This window comes from Magnetospira sp. QH-2, assembly GCF_000968135.1.
GTDB lineage: Bacteria > Pseudomonadota > Alphaproteobacteria > Rhodospirillales > Magnetospiraceae > Magnetospira.
Genome location: NZ_FO538765.1, coordinates 1,739,494 through 1,758,023, shown reverse-complemented (window position 1 = coordinate 1,758,023; position 18,530 = coordinate 1,739,494). Strand labels below are relative to the sequence as shown.

The 18,530-nt window shown below is 59.3% G+C and carries 18 protein-coding genes and 1 tRNA gene; 2 read left to right on the top strand and 17 right to left on the bottom strand.

Translation table 11 applies throughout. The features are described 5' to 3' along the window. The 4 genes from glyS to MGMAQ_RS08290 form a co-directional block, all read right to left on the bottom strand. Entirely contained in the window at positions 1–2,067 is a 2,067-nt protein-coding gene (gene glyS / locus MGMAQ_RS08305; RefSeq protein ID WP_046021171.1) for a glycine--tRNA ligase subunit beta, read from the bottom strand. A gap of 3 nt (positions 2,068–2,070) precedes the next feature. Beyond that, positions 2,071–2,952, bottom strand: coding sequence for a glycine--tRNA ligase subunit alpha (locus MGMAQ_RS08300; protein WP_046021170.1), 882 nt, complete (start codon positions 2,950–2,952; stop codon positions 2,071–2,073). Positions 2,953–3,349: 397 nt separating this feature from the next. Continuing rightward, positions 3,350–4,090: a tRNA1(Val) (adenine(37)-N6)-methyltransferase gene (locus MGMAQ_RS08295; RefSeq protein ID WP_046021169.1), complete on the bottom strand. Its 741-nt coding sequence runs from the start codon at positions 4,088–4,090 to the stop codon at positions 3,350–3,352. Then, positions 4,080–4,307 (bottom strand): DUF2007 domain-containing protein, encoded by a 228-nt coding sequence (locus MGMAQ_RS08290; protein WP_252508702.1) that lies wholly within the window; start codon positions 4,305–4,307, stop codon positions 4,080–4,082. Before MGMAQ_RS08290 ends, MGMAQ_RS08295 begins: the two co-directional genes overlap by 11 nt. Positions 4,308–4,419: 112 nt before the next feature. Between MGMAQ_RS08290 and MGMAQ_RS08285 the strand changes: the two genes are divergently transcribed. Next, positions 4,420–5,436: a polyprenyl synthetase family protein gene (locus MGMAQ_RS08285; protein ID WP_046021168.1), complete on the top strand. Its 1,017-nt coding sequence runs from the start codon at positions 4,420–4,422 to the stop codon at positions 5,434–5,436. 47 nt (positions 5,437–5,483) lie between these two features. Next, positions 5,484–5,560: transfer RNA gene (locus MGMAQ_RS08280), tRNA-Pro, on the top strand. Positions 5,561–5,635: 75 nt separating this feature from the next. On the opposite strand, the gene MGMAQ_RS08275 is transcribed toward MGMAQ_RS08280, so the two are convergent. The 13 genes from MGMAQ_RS08275 to MGMAQ_RS08210 form a co-directional block, all read right to left on the bottom strand. Continuing rightward, positions 5,636–6,061: a universal stress protein gene (locus MGMAQ_RS08275; protein WP_046021167.1), complete on the bottom strand. Its 426-nt coding sequence runs from the start codon at positions 6,059–6,061 to the stop codon at positions 5,636–5,638. A 13-nt stretch (positions 6,062–6,074) separates the two neighbouring features. After that, a complete protein-coding gene (locus tag MGMAQ_RS08270) occupies positions 6,075–8,708 on the bottom strand; it encodes a TRAP transporter permease (RefSeq protein ID WP_046021166.1) in 2,634 nt (877 codons plus the stop codon). Positions 8,709–8,792: 84 nt separating this feature from the next. Continuing rightward, the gene (locus MGMAQ_RS08265) at positions 8,793–9,779 is read right to left on the bottom strand and encodes a TAXI family TRAP transporter solute-binding subunit (protein ID WP_046021165.1); all 987 of its coding nucleotides are present in this window, start codon (positions 9,777–9,779) and stop codon (positions 8,793–8,795) included. A 150-nt stretch (positions 9,780–9,929) separates the two neighbouring features. Further along, the gene (locus MGMAQ_RS08260) at positions 9,930–11,267 is read right to left on the bottom strand and encodes an aspartate aminotransferase family protein (RefSeq protein ID WP_046021164.1); all 1,338 of its coding nucleotides are present in this window, start codon (positions 11,265–11,267) and stop codon (positions 9,930–9,932) included. Then, positions 11,264–12,142: a MurR/RpiR family transcriptional regulator gene (locus tag MGMAQ_RS08255; RefSeq protein WP_046021163.1), complete on the bottom strand. Its 879-nt coding sequence runs from the start codon at positions 12,140–12,142 to the stop codon at positions 11,264–11,266. Before MGMAQ_RS08255 ends, MGMAQ_RS08260 begins: the two co-directional genes overlap by 4 nt. A 617-nt stretch (positions 12,143–12,759) precedes the next feature. Next, entirely contained in the window at positions 12,760–13,599 is an 840-nt protein-coding gene (tatC, locus tag MGMAQ_RS08245) for a twin-arginine translocase subunit TatC (RefSeq protein WP_046021161.1), read from the bottom strand. Continuing rightward, positions 13,596–14,030, bottom strand: a complete 435-nt coding sequence (gene tatB / locus MGMAQ_RS19505) for a Sec-independent protein translocase protein TatB (protein WP_052716247.1) — start codon at positions 14,028–14,030, stop codon at positions 13,596–13,598. Before tatB ends, tatC begins: the two co-directional genes overlap by 4 nt. A gap of 54 nt (positions 14,031–14,084) precedes the next feature. Beyond that, a complete protein-coding gene (locus MGMAQ_RS08235; protein ID WP_046021160.1) occupies positions 14,085–14,327 on the bottom strand; it encodes a twin-arginine translocase TatA/TatE family subunit in 243 nt (80 codons plus the stop codon). 97 nt (positions 14,328–14,424) lie between these two features. Further along, positions 14,425–15,060, bottom strand: coding sequence for an SMC-Scp complex subunit ScpB (gene scpB, locus MGMAQ_RS08230; protein ID WP_046021159.1), 636 nt, complete (start codon positions 15,058–15,060; stop codon positions 14,425–14,427). Next, complete coding sequence (locus MGMAQ_RS08225) at positions 15,053–15,883, bottom strand: ScpA family protein (protein ID WP_052716246.1); 831 nt, start codon at positions 15,881–15,883, stop codon at positions 15,053–15,055. Before MGMAQ_RS08225 ends, scpB begins: the two co-directional genes overlap by 8 nt. A gap of 6 nt (positions 15,884–15,889) precedes the next feature. Further along, the gene (locus MGMAQ_RS08220) at positions 15,890–16,576 is read right to left on the bottom strand and encodes a site-2 protease family protein (protein WP_046021158.1); all 687 of its coding nucleotides are present in this window, start codon (positions 16,574–16,576) and stop codon (positions 15,890–15,892) included. 5 nt (positions 16,577–16,581) lie between these two features. Next, positions 16,582–17,622, bottom strand: coding sequence for a beta-N-acetylhexosaminidase (nagZ, locus tag MGMAQ_RS08215; RefSeq protein WP_046021157.1), 1,041 nt, complete (start codon positions 17,620–17,622; stop codon positions 16,582–16,584). Continuing rightward, positions 17,609–18,529 carry an SPOR domain-containing protein gene (locus MGMAQ_RS08210; protein WP_046021156.1) on the bottom strand — a complete coding sequence of 307 codons (921 nt, stop codon included), beginning with the start codon at positions 18,527–18,529 and terminating at the stop codon, positions 17,609–17,611. Before MGMAQ_RS08210 ends, nagZ begins: the two co-directional genes overlap by 14 nt. Position 18,530: the final 1 nt, after the last annotated feature.

Genomic DNA, 18,530 nt, shown 5'->3' with positions numbered 1-18,530 from the left:
CTATCCCTCCACGTTGGAAAAGTCGGCCACGCCGCCCATGACATGTCCAATCCGCGCCAATAGTCTCAATCGATTGACCCGTTGGGCCGGGTCGTCACTATTCACCGTCACCTGGTCGAAAAAGGCGTCCACCGGCCCGCGCAGTTGGGCAAGATTGGTCATGGCCGCCTCGAAATTCTCATCTATCAGAGCCTGGGCCACCATCGGCTCCACTTCTTCGAGCGTCGCCACCAGGGCCTTTTCTTCGTCCTGTACCAAGACCGCCGGATCCACTGGATCCCCATAGGTCAGGCCATCCTTCTTTTCTTCGATGCGGACGATATTGGTGGCCCGTCGGTAGGCAACCAACAAATTGGCGCCGTCGTCGCTGTCCAGGAATTGGCCCAAAGCCTCGACTCTGGCCAAAAGGCGCACCAGATCGTCCTCGTTGCCCAAAGCAAACACGGCGGAGATCAAGTCATGCCGCACGCCCTGTTCCTTCAGGTGGACCTTCAGTCGGTCGGCGAAGAAGTCCAATAGTTCCGGCAGATTCCTGGCTTCGGCGACGGCGCCCTGGTGTGTCAGCCAGCCCCCGGCAACATTGAAAGCCCCATACAGCGGCACCCGCAACTTGTTCTCGACGATCAAGCGGATCACGCCCAGGGCCGCGCGGCGCAAGGCAAAGGGATCCTTGGAGCCTGTCGGTGTCTCGCCAATGGCCCAGAATCCCACCAGCGTATCAATCTTGTCGGCCAAGGAAACGGCAACGGATTCGGGCGCCGAAGGACAGTCATCGCCCGGACCCTGCGGGGCATAGTGCTCGGCAATGGCTTCGGCGACGGCCATGTCCTCGCCTTCGTCACGGGCCAGATAGCGGCCCATGATCCCCTGCACCTCCGGAAACTCGTAGACCATTTCCGAAACCAGATCCGCCTTGCAAAGGCGTCCGGCCCGGTGGGCCTTATCGGGGTCGGCGCCGGGAACATACTTGCACAGCGCCGTGGCGATCTCGGCAATACGCTCGCTCTTGTCCTTCACCGTGCCCAGCTTGGCGTGGAACACCATGTCATCCAGGGCCGGAATGCGATCTTCCAGGGTCGACTTGTGGTCCTGATCCCAGAAGAATCGGGCATCGGACAGCCGAGCGCGCAGCACCCGCTCGTTACCGGCGATGATCTGTTTGCCATGATCGGGGGTTTCACGATTGGCGGCAACAATGAATCGCGGGGCCAACAGCCCATCCAGGGTCAGACAGGAGAAATATTTCTGGTGCGCCCGCATGGACGTGATCAGGACTTCCTTGGGCACTTCCATGAAGGCCTTGTCGATCTGCCCCATATAGAGCACCGGCCATTCCACCAGGCCAGCCACCTCTTCCAAAAGGCCCTGGTCGCGCTTGAGCACGAGGGATTCTTCGTCGGAAAGACGCAGGGCCTCTTCGAGAATCAGCGCCTTGCGCTCCTCACGGTCCAACATCACTTTGGCGCCGCGCATCTGTTTCACATAGTCGGCGATGCCGCTGACGGTGATCTCTTCCGGGGCCATGAACCGGTGGCCGCGGGTGGTATTCCCGCTGTTTACCGGCCCGAAGCTGAACGGCACCACCACGCCTTCGAACAGCGCGATGATCGAATGCAGCGGTCGCACCCATTTTCTGGCATTGGAGCCCCAACGCATGGATTTGGGCCAAGGCAGCGCATTCAGGGCTTCGGGCAACACCTCGGCGAGGATCTCGGCGGTGGCCCGGCCCTTCTCTTCCCAGGTGGCGAAATAGAGCGTGCCCTTCTTGGTCTCCCGTTCCTCGATCTTTGCCCCGTCGGGGATCGACCGCTTGAACCCGGCGATGGCCTGTTCCGGGGCATCGATCTTTGGCCCCTTGCGTTCTCCGGTAATATCCGGCGCTTGCGCAGGCAGTCCCTCGACGGCCAAGACCAGGCGACGCGGGGTCACATAAGTTTGTGTCTTATCAGAGTCTAATCCAGACTTCTTCAAGCCATCCATGACCAGGCGCGACAGATCAGCAACGGCCTTGGCCTGCATGCGGGCGGGAATTTCCTCTGAGAAAAGTTCGAGCAGCAGATCCGCCATGGCCTAGCCCTCCCCGTCGGTCAGATGGCCACGGGATTTCAGCCAAGCCTCGGCGCAGCCTTTGGCCAATGCCCGGACCCGCCCGATATAGGCCTGCCGCTCGGTGACTGAAATCACCCCGCGTGCATCCAGCAGGTTGAATGTATGGCTGGCCTTGAGGCATTGCTCATAGGCGGGCAGCGCCAGGGGCTTGTTCAAGGCGAGCAGTTCGGCGCACTGGATTTCCGCATCGGTGAAGTGGCGGAACAGGATATCGGTGTTGGCATGTTCGAAATTGAAGGCCGACTGTTCCTGTTCGTTTTGCAAATAGACATCGCCATAGGTTACCCCATCGGCATTCCAAGCCAGATCATAGACATTCTCGACCCCCTGGATGTACATGGCCAACCGTTCCAGGCCATAGGTCAGCTCCGCCGATACCGGATCGCAGTCAAACCCGCCCACCTGTTGGAAATAGGTGAACTGCGTGACTTCCATGCCATCGCACCAGACTTCCCAGCCCAGGCCCCAGGCACCCAAAGTCGGGCTTTCCCAATCATCCTCGACAAAGCGGATGTCGTGCAGGTCCGGGTCGATTCCCAAATGCCGGAGCGAGTCGAGGTAGAGCTCTTGCACATTGTCCGGCGAGGGTTTGAGGATCACCTGGAACTGATAATAGTGCTGCAAACGGTTTGGATTGTTGCCATAGCGCCCATCTGTCGGCCGTCGGGACGGCTGCACATAGGCGGTCTTCCAGGGTTCCGGGCCCAAGGCCCGCAAGGTGGTCGCCGGGTGAAACGTCCCCGCGCCCATTTCCATGTCATAGGGTTGTAACAATACGCATCCCCGCTCCGCCCAAAAGGATTGCAGCGTGAGGATCAGCGATTGGAAGTCTGTACTGGCCATGAGTCTGGCTTTTTAGATATGGGGGGTTCCGGGAAATGCGAGGCGCAAGGTACGCCCCGGAGCCGCTGCGGTCAACGCTGATTCAACCAGGATAAGGACAGTCTTTTCGCCCACAGGACCTGGGCCGGGCTCCAGAGAGGAAATCGCCGCATATTTCACACTGAATCATATCTTCCACAGACGCCTCGCGGGCCGGACCGGTTTGCTTGCCCCGACGTACTTTCGGCGCCTGATCGCGCCGCTCCTGAAGCCGGGTAATATACTTGAATCCGTACCAAACAGCAGCGATCGCCAACGCGGTAAACAACAATTTCGGAAAACTAAACCCAAACATAAACAAGTTCCTACGGATTCATCTTAATCTAGACCCAACGCCATACGCCGTAGCTGGATAGCATCAATTGGCCAAGCCGTCCAACGGCGCACCGTGGCGCAGGATTTGTTCGGCCTCATCGGTATAGCGCCCGTCGGCATCATGCAAAACCAGCCCGGCCGCCAATCGCGGCGGCGTGCGGCGGCCCTTGCGGGCCTGCACCAAGACCCGTTTGGCCTCTTTACCCTGAATGGGCCATAGGGGGAAAATCACCAAGGCACCGACCCGGTCTCGCATCAGCGCCAACAGATCCACAAGCCGATCGGCCCGATGAATAAAGGTAATGCTCCCTTTGGGACGACACCAGCGCAAGGCCGCCGCCACCCAGTCCCCCAGAGCACCTTCGGTCTCCACATGGGCCACAGCCCGGCCCGGGTCGGGCGGACAATTGCCACGTCCTTCCAGCACATAAGGCGGGTTGGCGATGATATGGTCGAAGATCGCGCCGTTGAGACTGTCGGGGGGATCGGCCACATCGCCGGTGATCACCCTCAAAGCATGACCATTCCCCCGCCCCTTTCTTGCCAAATCGGCCATGTCTGACTGAATCTCCAACCCGGTGACCTCCAGGCCTGCGACCCGGGCCAACAAACAAAGCCCGGCCGCCCCGGTCCCACACCCCAGATCCAGCACCCGGTCTCCGGCAACGGCGCCAACCGATGCCGCAAGCAACACCGGATCAACCGCCGCCCGATAGCCGTTTTCCGGCTGAAACAGGCGCACGCGGCCATCGAGAAGGGAATCTTCCGATGGCTCACAGATCATCGGCGGGGACCTCGTCCAGCAGCCGCTTGGCCCGGGGAAGATCGTCATCATCGACCATGACCCGACGGCGCAACGCCAACAATCCAGAGCCATAGGCGGAACTAGTATGGGCATCGAAGACCAGGGCCTCGATCCCCTCGCCTTCAAGCCGGGCGGTCAGCCAGGACAGCAAAACGGGGTTATCGGTGCGCAGCAATTCCTTCATGGTATCAGCCATTGGTATAGATGTGTTGCTTGACCGGACGGGGTGGGCTCCATATGCTCCGCCCTGTATCCCGCCCCGTCAAGGGCGACGATGCAGTTTGGGGGAACTTCGGAGGCCACGGAACGTGGGTGTTGTCGTCAATTTAGAAGAAGAACGGGGCCGCAAAAAGGCTCTGGAAACTCTGACGGCCCTGGTGGCCGACGATATGAAGGGCGTCAATCGCCTGATCGTCGAACGCATGGATAGCCCGGTGGCGCTGATTCCACAGCTGGCCGGGCATATCGTGGCAGCCGGTGGAAAGCGACTGCGCCCCATGCTGACTCTCGCCTCGGCCCGCATGTGCGGACACCAGGAACAACGCCATGTTGGCCTCGCCACATGCGTCGAATTCATCCATACCGCCACTCTGTTGCACGACGACGTGGTCGATGAAAGCGACCTGCGGCGCGGCGAATCCTCGGCCAATGCCCTGTGGGGAAACAAGCCATCGGTGCTGGTTGGTGATTTTTTGTTCAGCCGGGCTTTCGAGCTGATGGTCGAAAATGGCTCGCTCAAGGTGCTGGCGATTCTCTCCGGCGCTTCCTCCACCATCGCCGAGGGCGAGGTGCATCAGTTGATCACCACCAATGACACCGATACCGGCGAAGCAGCCTATTTGGATGTCATCAAGGGCAAGACCGCCGCCCTGTTCGCCGCCGCCTGCCGGGTTGGCGCGGTGGTGGCCGACCGCCCGGACGTGGAAGAAGAAGCCCTCGATAGCTACGGCATGAACCTAGGCATCGTGTTCCAACTCATCGACGACATGCTTGACTATTCGGCCAAGCAGGCGGAATTGGGCAAGACCGTCGGCGATGATTTCCGCGAGGGCAAAATTACTTTGCCGATCATCCTGGCCTTCCGACGCGGCACCGAGGAAGAGCGCGAGTTCTGGCGCCGCACCCTGGAGAACCTTAATCAGGACGAAGGCGACCTGGAACGTGCCATCGAGTTGATGGAAAAACGCGAGGCCCTGGTGGATACGGTGGCCCGCGCCCGCCATTATGGGGCCATCGCCCGCGATGCCCTGGGGATCTTTCCCGACAACCCGGAACGTCAGGCCTTGATCGATATCGTCGATTTCTGCATCGAACGCGCCCATTGATCTTGCAGGGCGCCGAAATCGAGGCTATAAGGCGCCCTCACCCATGCCGGAGTGTAGCTCAGCCTGGTAGAGCACCGTCTTCGGGAGGCGGGGGCCGGAGGTTCGAATCCTCTCACTCCGACCATTTACGGCACACGAAACAAAGGCTTAGAGGATCCCTCCTCTAAGCCTTTGGTTTTGCGAAATGGCGTTGGGCTGTTTAACGCACCACCGTGACCGAACACTTGGCATGGCGCACCACCCGCGCGGCATTGGGGCCGAGGAGGAAGTCCTTGAGGTCATCCCGGCCCGAGGCCACGACAATCATATCGGCATTGATCTTCCCAGCAATTTTAAGAATCACTTCGTATACCGTCCCTTCCCCGACGATATGCTGGACTTTGACGTCCTTGGGAACATGATTGGCCACAAAATCTTTCAAGGTTTGCAGAATCTTGGTGCCCAGTTCCTCTTCGTAACCCTTCGGGAAGAACTGGCCGACGATAGACATGCCGAAATTCGGCACGACCGTCATAACGTGCAACATTCCGTCGGAATTGCGGACAAACTCGAGAGCGACAGGAAGGGCTTTGGACCAGGAGGAATCGTCGTCCAAGTCAATGGCCAAAAGAACATCGTTATACATGGCGGGGTCCCTCCTAGACCGGGGCTTCGGTACGTTGACGGCGGCGTTGCAGAACAACAAGCAATATCAGCACGATAGCTGCCGGAATATAGAAATATTCCTTGGCAATGCGCTCCGCGGGCACCTCGACCCGAACCACATGGACAGGGTCATCTCCATAAAAATCGAAAGCCAACATTTTTTGGAAAAGCGGTGAATTGGGCATGGGTTCTTCGAGGATCGCCTTGCCATCCTCCATGCGTAGCATCAGTCCCGCTGCGGTCATCAACCGACCTTCACCGTCTCCCGATGCTCCAAGTGGCGCGACGAGGGTCGTGCCATCAGGCTCACCGTTGCGACTATCCGGCCCTTCGATGACAAAACGGATCTCTCCATTTTCGGGCAATGTCCCGGCGACTTGAACGATTTCCGTACCGGGATACTCCACAAAGGGTGGGTGAACCTGATCGAGCCAGAACCCAGGTCTGAACATGGTAAAGGCGACCAACAGCATCAAAGCCGATTCCCAGAGTCTGTTCCTTACCAAGAAATACCCCTGGGTCGCGGAAGCAAATGTCAGCATGGCAACCAGCGCAACCAGGAACACGATAATCGCGTGACCGGGAGAAACATTGATCAGCAGAAGATCCGTATTGAAGATGAACAAGAAGGGCAGAATTCCGGTACGGATATCGTACATAAACCCTTGAATACCGGTCCGGATCGGGTCGCCGCCGGAAATGGCGGAGGCCGCGAAAGCCGCCAGACCCACCGGTGGCGTATCATCGGCCAGAATACCGAAGTAGAACACGAACATATGCACGGCGATAAGCGGCACAATCAGGCCGCTTTTCGCCCCGACGGCAATGATCACCGGAGCCATGAGGCTGGAAACAACGATATAGTTGGCCGTCGTCGGCAGGCCCATCCCCAGGATCAGACTGAGGACAGCCACCAAAAACAACATCAACATAAGGTTTCCGCCGGACAGGAATTCGACGAACTCGCCCATGATCTGATGGGCACCAGTCAAGGAGATGGTGCCGACAATGATCCCCGCAGCACCGGTGGCGACAGCGATTCCGATCATGTTACGAGCGCCCGCGACCATGCCATCCTTGAGATGTTGGAGGCCGCTGCGAAGACCGCCCAAAATATCGCTCTGTTTGCGCAGAACGCCCTTAAGGCTGTCTTGAGTCAAGGTGATAAAGATCATCCCCATGGTGGCCCAAAAAGCGGAAAGCCCCGGCGAGAAGCGCTCAATCATCAAACACCAAACCAGCACGACGATGGGCAGAAGGTAGTAAAGACCGGTCTGGACGGTCGGGCCGAGAACCGGCGTTTCCAACATCGGCTTGGAAAGCTCGTCCGGGTCCAGGTCAGGCAGCCTGGCGGCCACTGCGGCAAGTGCCACATAGGCCACCAGGAACATCAACATGGCGACATAGATGGTGCCTTCGCCAAAGACTTCCTTGGTCCAGCCCAGGCCGTAATATATCGCGCCGCCCAATCCGGCGACGATCAGGAAACCAAGCACCACATTGGCAATTCGTGCCGGAATGCTTTTCAAGACTCCCCCACGAGGCAGGCCCTTGAGCCCGAGCTTCAGGGACTCCAAATGCACGATATAGAGCAAGGCGATATAGGAAATCAGCGCTGGCAGGAACGCGTGGCGGACCACCTCAAGATAGGTCACGCCCACATACTCAATCATCAAGAACGCCGCAGCGCCCATCACAGGTGGAGTCAACTGACCGTTGGTACTTGATGCCACCTCGACGGCGCCCGCTTTCTCGGCCGGAAAGCCCGTACGCTTCATCAGCGGAATGGTGAAGGTACCGGTGGTCACCGTGTTGGCGATGGAAGAGCCGGAAATCAGGCCGGTCATGGCGGAAGACAAAACCGCCGCCTTGGCCGGGCCTCCTCGGAAATGCCCAAGCATGGCCACGGATGTCTTGATGAACCAGGCGCCCGCCCCGGCTTTCTCCAGAATGGAGCCGAATAGCACGAACAGAAAAATCATCGAGGCGGAAACGCCTAGGGCAACCCCAAACACGCCTTCGGTTTGCATCCAGTAGTGGCCAAGGGCCTTGGTAAAGGACGCCCCCTTCCAACGGAGCACATCCGGCAAGGCCTCCAAGTGGCCGAAGAACACATAGAACATGAATACAGAGGCCACGACCACCAACGGCAATCCCAAGGCTCTATATGTGGAAATCAACAAAATGGCGAGACCGGTGCCCGAGATAATCAAATCGTTCATGGTCCAAAGACCGGGGCGCTGTGAAATCTCTTCCTTGAAGACGGGCATATACAAACAGGCAGCCACGCCAACGAAAGCCAGGAGCCAATCGTACCAAGGAATGTGATGCCGCGGTGATGTCCTGAACAAGGGAAAAGCTGTCGCAGCGAGGAATAGCGCAAAAGCAAGATGGATGGCTCGGGCTTCATCTGAATTAAATGTCAGATTGATCCCTGTTATGCGTGTTAGCCAAAATGGAACCGTCGATGAAATATAGAGTTGGAATAGTGACCAGGTAAGCGGAACCCAGATCAACATCTTGCCGGGCAGACCATAAGGGTCACGGGCGCCGGTATCACTCTCGGCGACCAGATCCTCGGCATTTACACCATTCGGTGCCACAGTGTCTGTATCGGTTGCTGACATGGTATCCTCACTCAACTGGAGAAATCGGTATAAACCAATGAATTCCGCCGGAACCCTAGGGTTCCGGCGGATGGTATTAGGGGCTTACTTCAGCAGACCCAGTTCCTTATAGGCTTTCATAGCGCCCGGATGCAGCGGCGCGGAAAGACCATCGGAGACCATGGTTTTCGGATCCAAGGTCGAAAAAGCCGGATGCAGCTTGCGGAAGGTATCGATGTTGGCCATGGATTCCTTGGCCACGATGTAGGCCACTTTGTCCGGCACCTTGGCGGAGGTCACGAAAGTAGCGCCAACGCCAAAGGTGGTGACGTCCTTGTCGGTTCCCCGATACATGCCGCCGGGGATGATCGCCTTGCGGTAATAAGGATTGTCGGCGATCAACTTCTCGATCGGCGCGCCACTCACATCCACCAACATGGCGTCACAAGCGGTGGTGGCTTCCTTGATGGCCGCCGCCGGGTGACCGATCGTGTAGATCATGGCGTCGATCTTGTTATCGCACAGGGCCGCCGCCATTTCAGAACCCTTCAACTCGGAAGCCAAGGAGAAATCGCTGGCTTTGAGGCCGAAAGCATCCATCACCACTTCCATGGTCGCCCGCTGACCGGAGCCCGGGTTACCAATGTTGACCCGCTTACCCTTGAGATCGGCGAACCCCTTGATGCCGGTTCCGGCACGAACGATCAAGGTAAAGGGCTCGGCATGGACCGAGAACATGGCGCGCAGATCTTTGAACGGTCCCTGGTCCTTGAACTTGGACGTGCCATGATAGGCATGGTACTGCCAATCGGACTGGGCGACACCGAACTCCAACTCGCCAGCGCGAATGGTGTTGATATTATAGACCGAACCGCCGGTGCTTTCCGCCGAGCAGCGGATGCCATGTTCCTTGCGGGTTTTGTTCACCAGACGGCAGATGGCACCGCCGGTCGGATAGTACACACCGGTCACACCGCCGGTGCCGATAGAGATATACTGCTGACCAGCCGCCGAGGCTTGTGGCGCTCCCGTCAGGGAAACGGCGGTAACAGCCGCCGCGGCCAGCATGGATCCCTTGAATACCTTATTCATTTCTATCTTCTCCCATAGTTGGTTCGTCTTCACACTCTTGATGTCGGCTTGATGTTGTGGACGCCAGGCGCAGCCGACGAGGCGGGTCCGGCGATGAGGTTGCCCTGTCCGCCGGATGTGGCCGGTGGGCGAGCGAGCCATAGGGAGGAATCATGTGGAAACCTCCCGAACGGCTGCATCCACCGCCTCTTTCAGGCGGCGGACGATTTCATGAATCTGTTCATCGGTGACAATGAACGGCGGCGCCAGCAGCACATGGTCGCCGCGCTTGCCGTCCGCCGTGCCGCCGAAGGGATAGCACATCATATTCCGGTCCATGGCTTGCGTTTTGATGCGGGCCTGAACCTTCATCAACGGGTCGAAGGGCTCCTTGGTCTTGCGGTCGGCCACCAGTTCGATGGCCTGGAACAGGCCGCGCCCGCGCACATCACCGACGTTGGGATGATTGTCGAAGGTTTCGTGCAGCAACTGGGTCAGGGTTTCCCCCTGCCGGCGCACGTTGGCCAACAGATCATCCCGCTCGATGACATCCAGAACCGCACAGGCAGCGGCACAAGCGGTGGCATGCCCCATGTAGGTATGACCATGTTGAAACGAACCGCTGCCTTCCACCAAGGTGCCGAAGATCTCTTTTGAAACCAACAAGGCGCCGATGGCCTGATAGCCCGCGCCCAGGCCCTTGGCCGTGGTCAGCAGATCGGGGCTGATGCCCTCTTGCTCACAGGCAAACAAGGTGCCGGTGCGCCCCATGCCGCACATGACCTCATCCAAAATCAGCAACACGCCATATTGGTCACAGATCTCCCGGATACGTTTGAAATAGCCCGGCGGCGGAACCAAGGCCCCGGCCGTGGCCCCGACGACTGTCTCGGCAACAAAGGCGGCGACCGTGGAGGGTCCCAAACGCAGGATTTCCGTTTCCAATTCGTTGGCCGAGCGCAAGGCATAGTCTTCCAGGCTCTCCCCGTCCTCGCGTAGGCGATAAGGGTTGCAGGCCGGAATATGGCTTACCTTGTCGATGAGCAAAGGCATAAAGGGCGAGCGTCGCAGCTTGTTGCCGCCCACCGCCAAAGCGCCCAGGGTATTGCCGTGGTAGCTTTGTTCCCGGGCGATAATGCGGGTCCTGTCAGGCTTGTCGATTTCAAGGAAATACTGCCGGGTCAGCTTGATCGCGGCCTCCATGGCCTCCGACCCGCCGGACAGAAGATAGACCCTTTCCAACCCGTCCGGTGCCAATCCGATCAACCGGTCGGCTAGTTCCTCCATCACGTCGGTGGTGAAAAAGCCGCTATGCACATAGGCCAGCTTATCGATCTGGGCATGCATGGCTTGGCGCACCGTGGCATCGCTATGGCCCAGACAGGACACCGCCGCCCCGCAACAAGCATCCAGATAACGCGTCCCATCTTCGCCAATCACATAGACCCCGTCCCCACCGACCGCGTGGGGCAAGGTGACCCTGGGGGCGCGGTGAAACACATGGTTCAAGACAGCAATCCTCCGCGCCGTCGGTCCCCATCGAGCCAATAGGCCTCGAAAGCATCCAACTGGGACTCCGAATCTTCCAATCCATCGAGAGCCGCGTCGCCGCCATTGGCGATCAGCATCATCACCAGCCCCTGGATCACCGCCATGGCCGGAACCACACTATGGAAAAACGAGGGCGTGGCGGAACGCAATACAAGCGGCACCACATCGTCGCCGGGCAGCAAGGGTGATAACGGGCTATCGGTCAAAGCGATCACCCGGGCCTTCCGGCTGATCGCGAAATCCACCACGCGCACCACGTTCCGGCTATAGGGCTGAAAACTGACCGCCAGCACCACGTCTTCGGGCCCAATGCGGCGGAGGTCATCGGCAAAGGTGCCGCCCTGACCATCCAGCAAGACCACATTGTCGCGAAACATGCGGCAGGCGTACTGGAAGTAGAAGGCCACCGGAAAACAACTGCGCACCCCGGCCACATAGATATGACGGGCCTGACCCAACAGGTCGGCACAGTGGGACAATTGATTGGTCAGTTCCCGGGGAATGCTCCGTCCCTGATCAAAGACGTCTTGCATCAAACGTTCGACCGAAGTGCCTTGCTGCAACGATCGGGCATCCCGGGAATAAGCGCCGGGTGCGGTGCGCAGGCGGGTGCGGAACGGTTCGCGGAATTCGGTATAGCCCTCCATGCCCAATTCCCGGACCAGGCGGACCATGGTCGATGGGTGCACACCGGCCATGGAGGCCAATCGGCGCATGGACTGCAGAGCAACATCATCAGGGTGGTCAAGCGCATAGCGTGCCGCTTGTTTGAGCTGCGGGCTCAATCCGGCATAGGACTTTTCGATCTGCTGGCAGACGGCCTGGAAATTCATCCTTGTAGCATCGTCCGTTTCTACACTTTCCCCAAGAGGGAAAAAGGCTATCCCCCATAGATGGGGTGCGCAACAAATGATTCAAGAATTACACATTCGAAACAACTGATTGTCGTGGAAAAGTGTGTTTCAAGGGATTTGATAGGCAGACAATCGCCTCTCCCTTATTCCTTAGGGGCAGGGACGAGGCCGATTCCGCGTTTCTCCCGGGAGGATCCGCCCGCTCCTTCAAACACAAAAAGGCACCTAGCGCGTGTCGGGTCCAATCGGACCCGCTAGACACGCGCGACCTTATTGGAATCGATCACGTTTTTCGTGTTTGATCGAATCCGATCAAACACGACGTGATCTAGCGCGTGTCGGGTCCAATCGGACCCGCTAGACACGCGCGACCTTATTGGAATCGATCACGTTTTTCATGTTTGATCGAATCCGATCAAACACGACGTGATCTAGATACCCTTCCCCATCCGATCCGCCCAAAATGCCGAATCGCAAAAAACCCTTCTGCAACCTGATTCCGTTTGGGGTTATGCACATCAAGGGATCGCCCTTTGGCGCGTGTCGGGCCCAATCAATCGGCTGACAATCTCCCCGGACCGACGGATCATGAACCGTCAACTGTTGAAGTCGGTTTCCTCGGGCGGCATCTCGTCCGGGTCGTGGTCCGGATTATCCTCGGCCCTCTCGTCGTCCCCCTCGTCCCGTTTCTTTTCGATCAGCTGCGCCGAGAGGATGGAGATTTCATAGAGAATCATGGTTGGCACGGCCAACATGATCTGGCTGATCACGTCGGGCGGCGTCAGGATGGCGGCGGCGACAAACGCCACGACGATAGCGTACTTGCGTTTTTCCCGCATGCCTTTGGCGGTCACCATGCCGACCCGCGCCAACAGGGTCATCACCACCGGCAGCTCGAAACAAAGCCCGAAGGCGAAAATCAGCCGCATCACCAAAGACAGGTACTCGTTGACCTTGGCTTCCAGTTCGATGGCCATCGCGCCGTCGCCCCCGGCCATCTGAAAACCGAGAAAGAACTGCCAGGCCATGGGAAAGACCAAGTAATAGGCCATGGCCCCACCGATAAAGAACAAGATCGGGGTGGCAACCAGAAACGGCAGCAACGCCTTGCGCTCGTGCTTGTAGAGCCCCGGCGCGACGAACTTCCAGAGTTCGGCGGCAAACAGCGGGAATCCTAGGAACATGGCGGCGAAAAAGCCGACTTTGATATAGGTGAAAAAGGCCTCGTGGAGGGCGGTATAAATCAACCGCTGGGAGCCGCCCTGCGCATTGACGATATCGGCCAGGGGCTGCACCAGGAACTGATAAATCTGCGGCGCGAAGTAGTAGCAGACGAAAAACAGCAAAATAAGCCCGATGAAGCTGCGCAACAATCGAGAGCGCAGTTCGATCAGATGCTCCATCAAGGGCATTTTGTTTTCTTCGACCACGGTCATGCCTTGTCCGCCTCGGTCTTTTCGGGCTCGGTCTTTTTAGGCGCGGCCTTTTCCGGTTCAGGTGCCTTGGCGACATCTACATCCGGCCCGATTTCCGCGTCGTCGTCCTCGCCATTCATCTCGGCCACGGCGCGCCGGGTTTTATCGTCCAGTTCGAACTCCCCGGAAACATCGCCCCCGGGATCAATGATGTTCTCGACGCTGCTTTTCAGGTCCACATGACCCGCGGCCGTCACCTGATTTTTGATTTCGTCCAGTTCCGCCTCGCGAATCACATCGCCCACGGAAGACCGAAAGTCACCGACCAGCGACCGCCCTTGTTTGACCAGCTTCGAAACCGTCCGCAGAACCTTTGGAATTTCCTTCGGTCCGACCACCATAAGGGTCAGCACCGCGACCAGGAACATCTCCTGCCAGCCCAAATCAAACATGCTCGTAGGCCCTGGTCTTGATGGGAATCATGAAGGGGAAACGACGGAGCCGTCTCAGGCGCCCGTCTTGTCCTTGTCGGTGGTGGTCGTGGTTTCGACCTTCTCGGCTTGCTCGTTCTCGATGGCCTTGGGGTCGTCGGCTTCCGCCGCAGCCCCCTCGTCCTTCATGCCTTTTTTGAAGGAATTCAGGCCCTTACCCAGGTCGCCCATGAGCGCCGAGATCTTGCCCTTGCCGCCGAAAAGAATCAGGACGACGGCCAGCACCACCAACCAGTGCCATATACTGAATGTACCCATAATCTGTTCTCTGTCTCGCTGTTGATCGTGCGTTGCGGCGGATAATGGCCGAAAACGGACGGGACCGCAACGGGCGCTGTTTCCCCTTGATCTTTTTTCAGTCCCGGCTCTCCGGGTCCAACGGTTCCGGCAGATCCAGTTCCGGCTCCGTGTCGTCCTCTTCAGACAAGGCACCGCGTTCCCCATAGGCCTGGATGGAGGGGCGGCTGTCGAGCAACCCGGCGGCTTTCAGTTCCTCGATACCCGGCAAATCGCCCACCCGCTCAATGCCGAAATGGTCCAGGAAAGCATCGGTGGTGCCCCAGGTCACCGGTCGTCCCGGCGTCTGACGACGGCCCTTGGGCGCGATCCAACCGGCTTCCAACAACAAGTCCAAAGTCCCCTTGCTCAACGATACCCCGCGAATCTCTTCGATCTCAGCCCGGGTCACCGGCTGGTGATAGGCAATGATGGCCAGAGTCTCCACCGCCGCGCGGGATGGCTTGCGCACGGCTTCGGTTTCCATGTTCAGCCGTCCGGCCAAATCCGGCGCGGTGCGGAAAGCCCAGGTCTTGCCCGCCTGTACCAGCCGCACGCCGCGACCGGCATAGTGGTCCTTGAGATCCGCCAGGAGAGTCTTGAGATCCGCTTCCTCGGGCAGGCGCTGGGCCAGGGATTTCTCGGCCAGCGGCTCGGGGGACGCAAAAAGCACGGCCTCCAAAAGCCGGAGATATTCCTGTTGCGATTCAGTCATCGCTCCCCTCCTCCGCTTCCATGGCCGCGCGGCGGGAGCGCCGCAGTTGGATATCGCCATAGGTCTCGGTCTGCCGTAATTCCAATTGCCCTTCCTTGGCCAGTTCCAGGCTGGCAACAAAGGTCGCGGCCATGGCCGAGCGCCGCATCAAAGGGTCTTTTAGCCCCTCGGGCAGGAATTTGGCCAGGGTTTGCCAGTCGGGCACCAAATCGCCCATCAATTGGCGCAGACGTTCCAATGCCGCTTCCACCGAATAGAGCTCCACCGGCGCGATCTGCAACGGCCCGCCCATTTCCTCGCGTCGCTTATGGTCCGCATAGGCCCGGAGAATATCATAGAGAGTCAGGTCATAGACCGCCGTGACCTCGTTGGAGATGTCTTCCGGCATGCCGCGGGCAAAAAAGTCCTCGCCCAAGCGGGGCCGGGCCATTAGCCGTATCCCGGCTTCCTGCATGGATTCCAAGCGCTGCAATTGAAATTGCAAGGCGGCGGCCATTTCCTCGCCCGACGGTTCGGCTTCACCGGGCGGCGCCGGCAGCAACAGGCGGGATTTCAAATAGGCCAGCCAGGCTGCCATGACCAGATAGTCCGCCGCCAACTCCAAATTGGCGCGGCGCATCTCGGTAATCCAGCCCAAATACTGTTCAGCCAGGGCAAGAATGGAAATATGGATCAGGTCGACTTTTTGCTCCCGGGCCAGGGACAAAAGCACGTCCAGCGGCCCCTCGAAGCCCTCCAGGTCGAGCACAAGGTCGCCCACGGAGGGAGCTTCCACCGCCCGCCTGACTTCTCCGTCCTCGAAATCGTCTTGTTCCGCTGCCACGCCGTGTCAGCCCCCGTTGAACGACAGGATTTTGATCACGTCAAAGAGCATATCCATGGGGGCCATGACAAGCCACCAGAAGAAATTGAGGTCGAGCCCCACCTGCCTGCCAACCCAGGGCAAGACAAAAATCACCAGCAACAAAATGATAATCCCGAACCGCTCCAAGCGTGCCAATTGATAGGCGAGCGGGGCCGGCAACAATCCCACGGCGACGCGTCCCCCATCCAGCGGCGGCAAGGGAATAAGGTTGAATACGCAGAGCAATAGATTGATGTACACCGCCGACTGAAGATTCAAGAACACCCAGGTCGCGGCCTGACCGGGAATGAAATGGGCCAGATGCAAGGCCAGGGCGGCCGCATAGGCCATCAAAATATTGGCCACCGGCCCGGCCAAAGCGACCAGGATCATGTCCCGGCGCGGGCTGCCCAGCCGTCCGAAATGCACCGGCACGGGCTTGGCGGCACCGAACATCATCTGTCCGCTGCTGGCATAAAGCATCATGGCGGGCAGCAAAATGGTCCCGAAAGGATCAATATGTTTGATCGGATTGAAGGTCACCCGGCCGAGCCGCTTGGCCGTATCATCGCCCAACTTCCAAGCAACCCAGCCATGGGCCGCCTCGTGTAACGTCACGGCGAGCAGAATGGGGACGGTCCAGATGGCCGCCAGTTCAAGAATACGTTCCATGTCGTTCAGCTCTCCAGAACCGACAAGAGTGCGTCGCGTCGCAACAGGGCCGCATCCACATCGAAGGTGTCATCCGATGCCCGACGGGCTTCCGCGGCGGCGACCCGGCGCAGACCGTCTTTGTCCAAGGCACGCGACCCTTTGGCCACGGCTTCCATCTCGTCCATGTCGCCATTGCAATGCAGGACCAGATCGCAGCCCGCCGAGAGCACGTCTTTCGCCCGATTATTGAAACTGCCTCGTAGCGCCTTCATGCTCAGGTCATCAGAAACTAAAACACCATCAAATCCGATATATACACGAATTACCTCATGCACAACACGAAGAGAACAGGACGCCGGAGCCGCCGGATCCAGGTCGGTGTAGACTACATGAGCGGACATCATCCAGGGCATCTGGGCCAAGGCCTTGAAAGGCGCAAAGTCGGTGGCCTCCAGGTCGGCGCGGGAGTCGTGTACCACCGGCAGCCGCAGGTGGCTATCCACCGGCGCCCGGCCATGACCCGGCACATGCTTCAATACCGGCAACACGCCTCCTGCCAAAAAGCCCTCGCAGGCGGCGCGCCCCAGATCAATCGTCAATTCGATATGGTTGCCGAACGCCCGGTCGCCGATGATTGGATCGGCCTCGTCGGTGGGCAGATCCAACACCGGTGCACAATCCACGCTAATTCCCAGGTCACTGAGTTCCGCCGCGAGCAGCCTGGCATTGAGGAACACGGCCTCGCGGGCTGATTTCAAATCCTGCCGGGCCAAGGCGCCGAACCGACCGGCGGCAGGTGTTTGGCGCCAATGGGGTGGCTTCAGGCGTGCGACCCGCCCGCCTTCTTGATCAATCAACACGGGCGCGTCATCGCGACCCACGGTGGCTTTCAGGTCTTCAACCAAGGCCCTGACTTGATCGGGGGCGTCGCAGTTGCGGGCAAACAGAATAAAGCCCAACGGATCGGTCTCGCGGAATAAGGCCCGCTCGTCATCGCTCAGGCGAAGACCAGCACAACCGTACAGCACCGCCAGCGGCGGCCGGGAAGGATTAAGGCCGGACAACCAGACACCCCACTTTTCGTTGCTTCAGCTTGGCACAAAGATCCTTGGCCTTGTCGTTGTTCGCCAAGGGTCCGCCACGAACCCGGTAATAGATCCCCTTGGCCCCCAAGTCGGCCCGCACGATGGCAACCGACAAGGTGCCCAACAGGTCCTTGTGTTTCTTTTGCAAGGTACTCCAGGCCTGCACGGCCTTGTTGCGGTCCCGCAAGGCCGCCACCTGCACCTGATAGACCTTGCCCAATGACTTGCTGCCTACCGATTTCGCCAAGGCCGAAGGCCGCTGAACGGGCTTGGCCACCGGTTTGGGCTTGACCACAGGCTTGGGCGCGGGCTTGGCTTCCGGCTTCGCCTTGGCCACCGGCGCGGGAGGCGGCGCGGGCGCCGGCTTCGGTGCGGCTTTCAATATTGTTTCGGGCTTGGTCAAAGGTTGCGCCGTGACCGGCTTCAAGGGCGTCGGCGCATTGGCGGTCGGAGGCGGCAGCGGAGCGGCTTCTTGCTTGGGGGCCGGGGCCGGCGGCGGTAGCGGGGATTCGGGCGGCGGCAACAGATGTTCCACCTTCGGCGCCTCGCCATTGTCGCCAACCCGGTTGTAGACCAGCTTGTCCTGATTGGGCACATCCATGCCGCCCGGGGATTCAGGGCGCACCTTGGCTGGACCGTCAGGCGCGCGAACCAGTGGCACGCCGACCTCACCGTCGATATCGATGGCGCCCTGGCTCAGGGCCAACCAGGCCCCGCCTCCGGCCAGCAGAGCCAAAACAGACAGGACGGCAACGCGGCGTCCCCACGGCGAGCGACGCGCTGCCAGGGCTTCCACGTCGGGCAATTCAGGCATGGCGCCGTCTTCCCAGCCGCCTTCCAACTGCGGCTCGACTCTCGGTGCCTTCTTTCCCCCCAGGCCAAACATC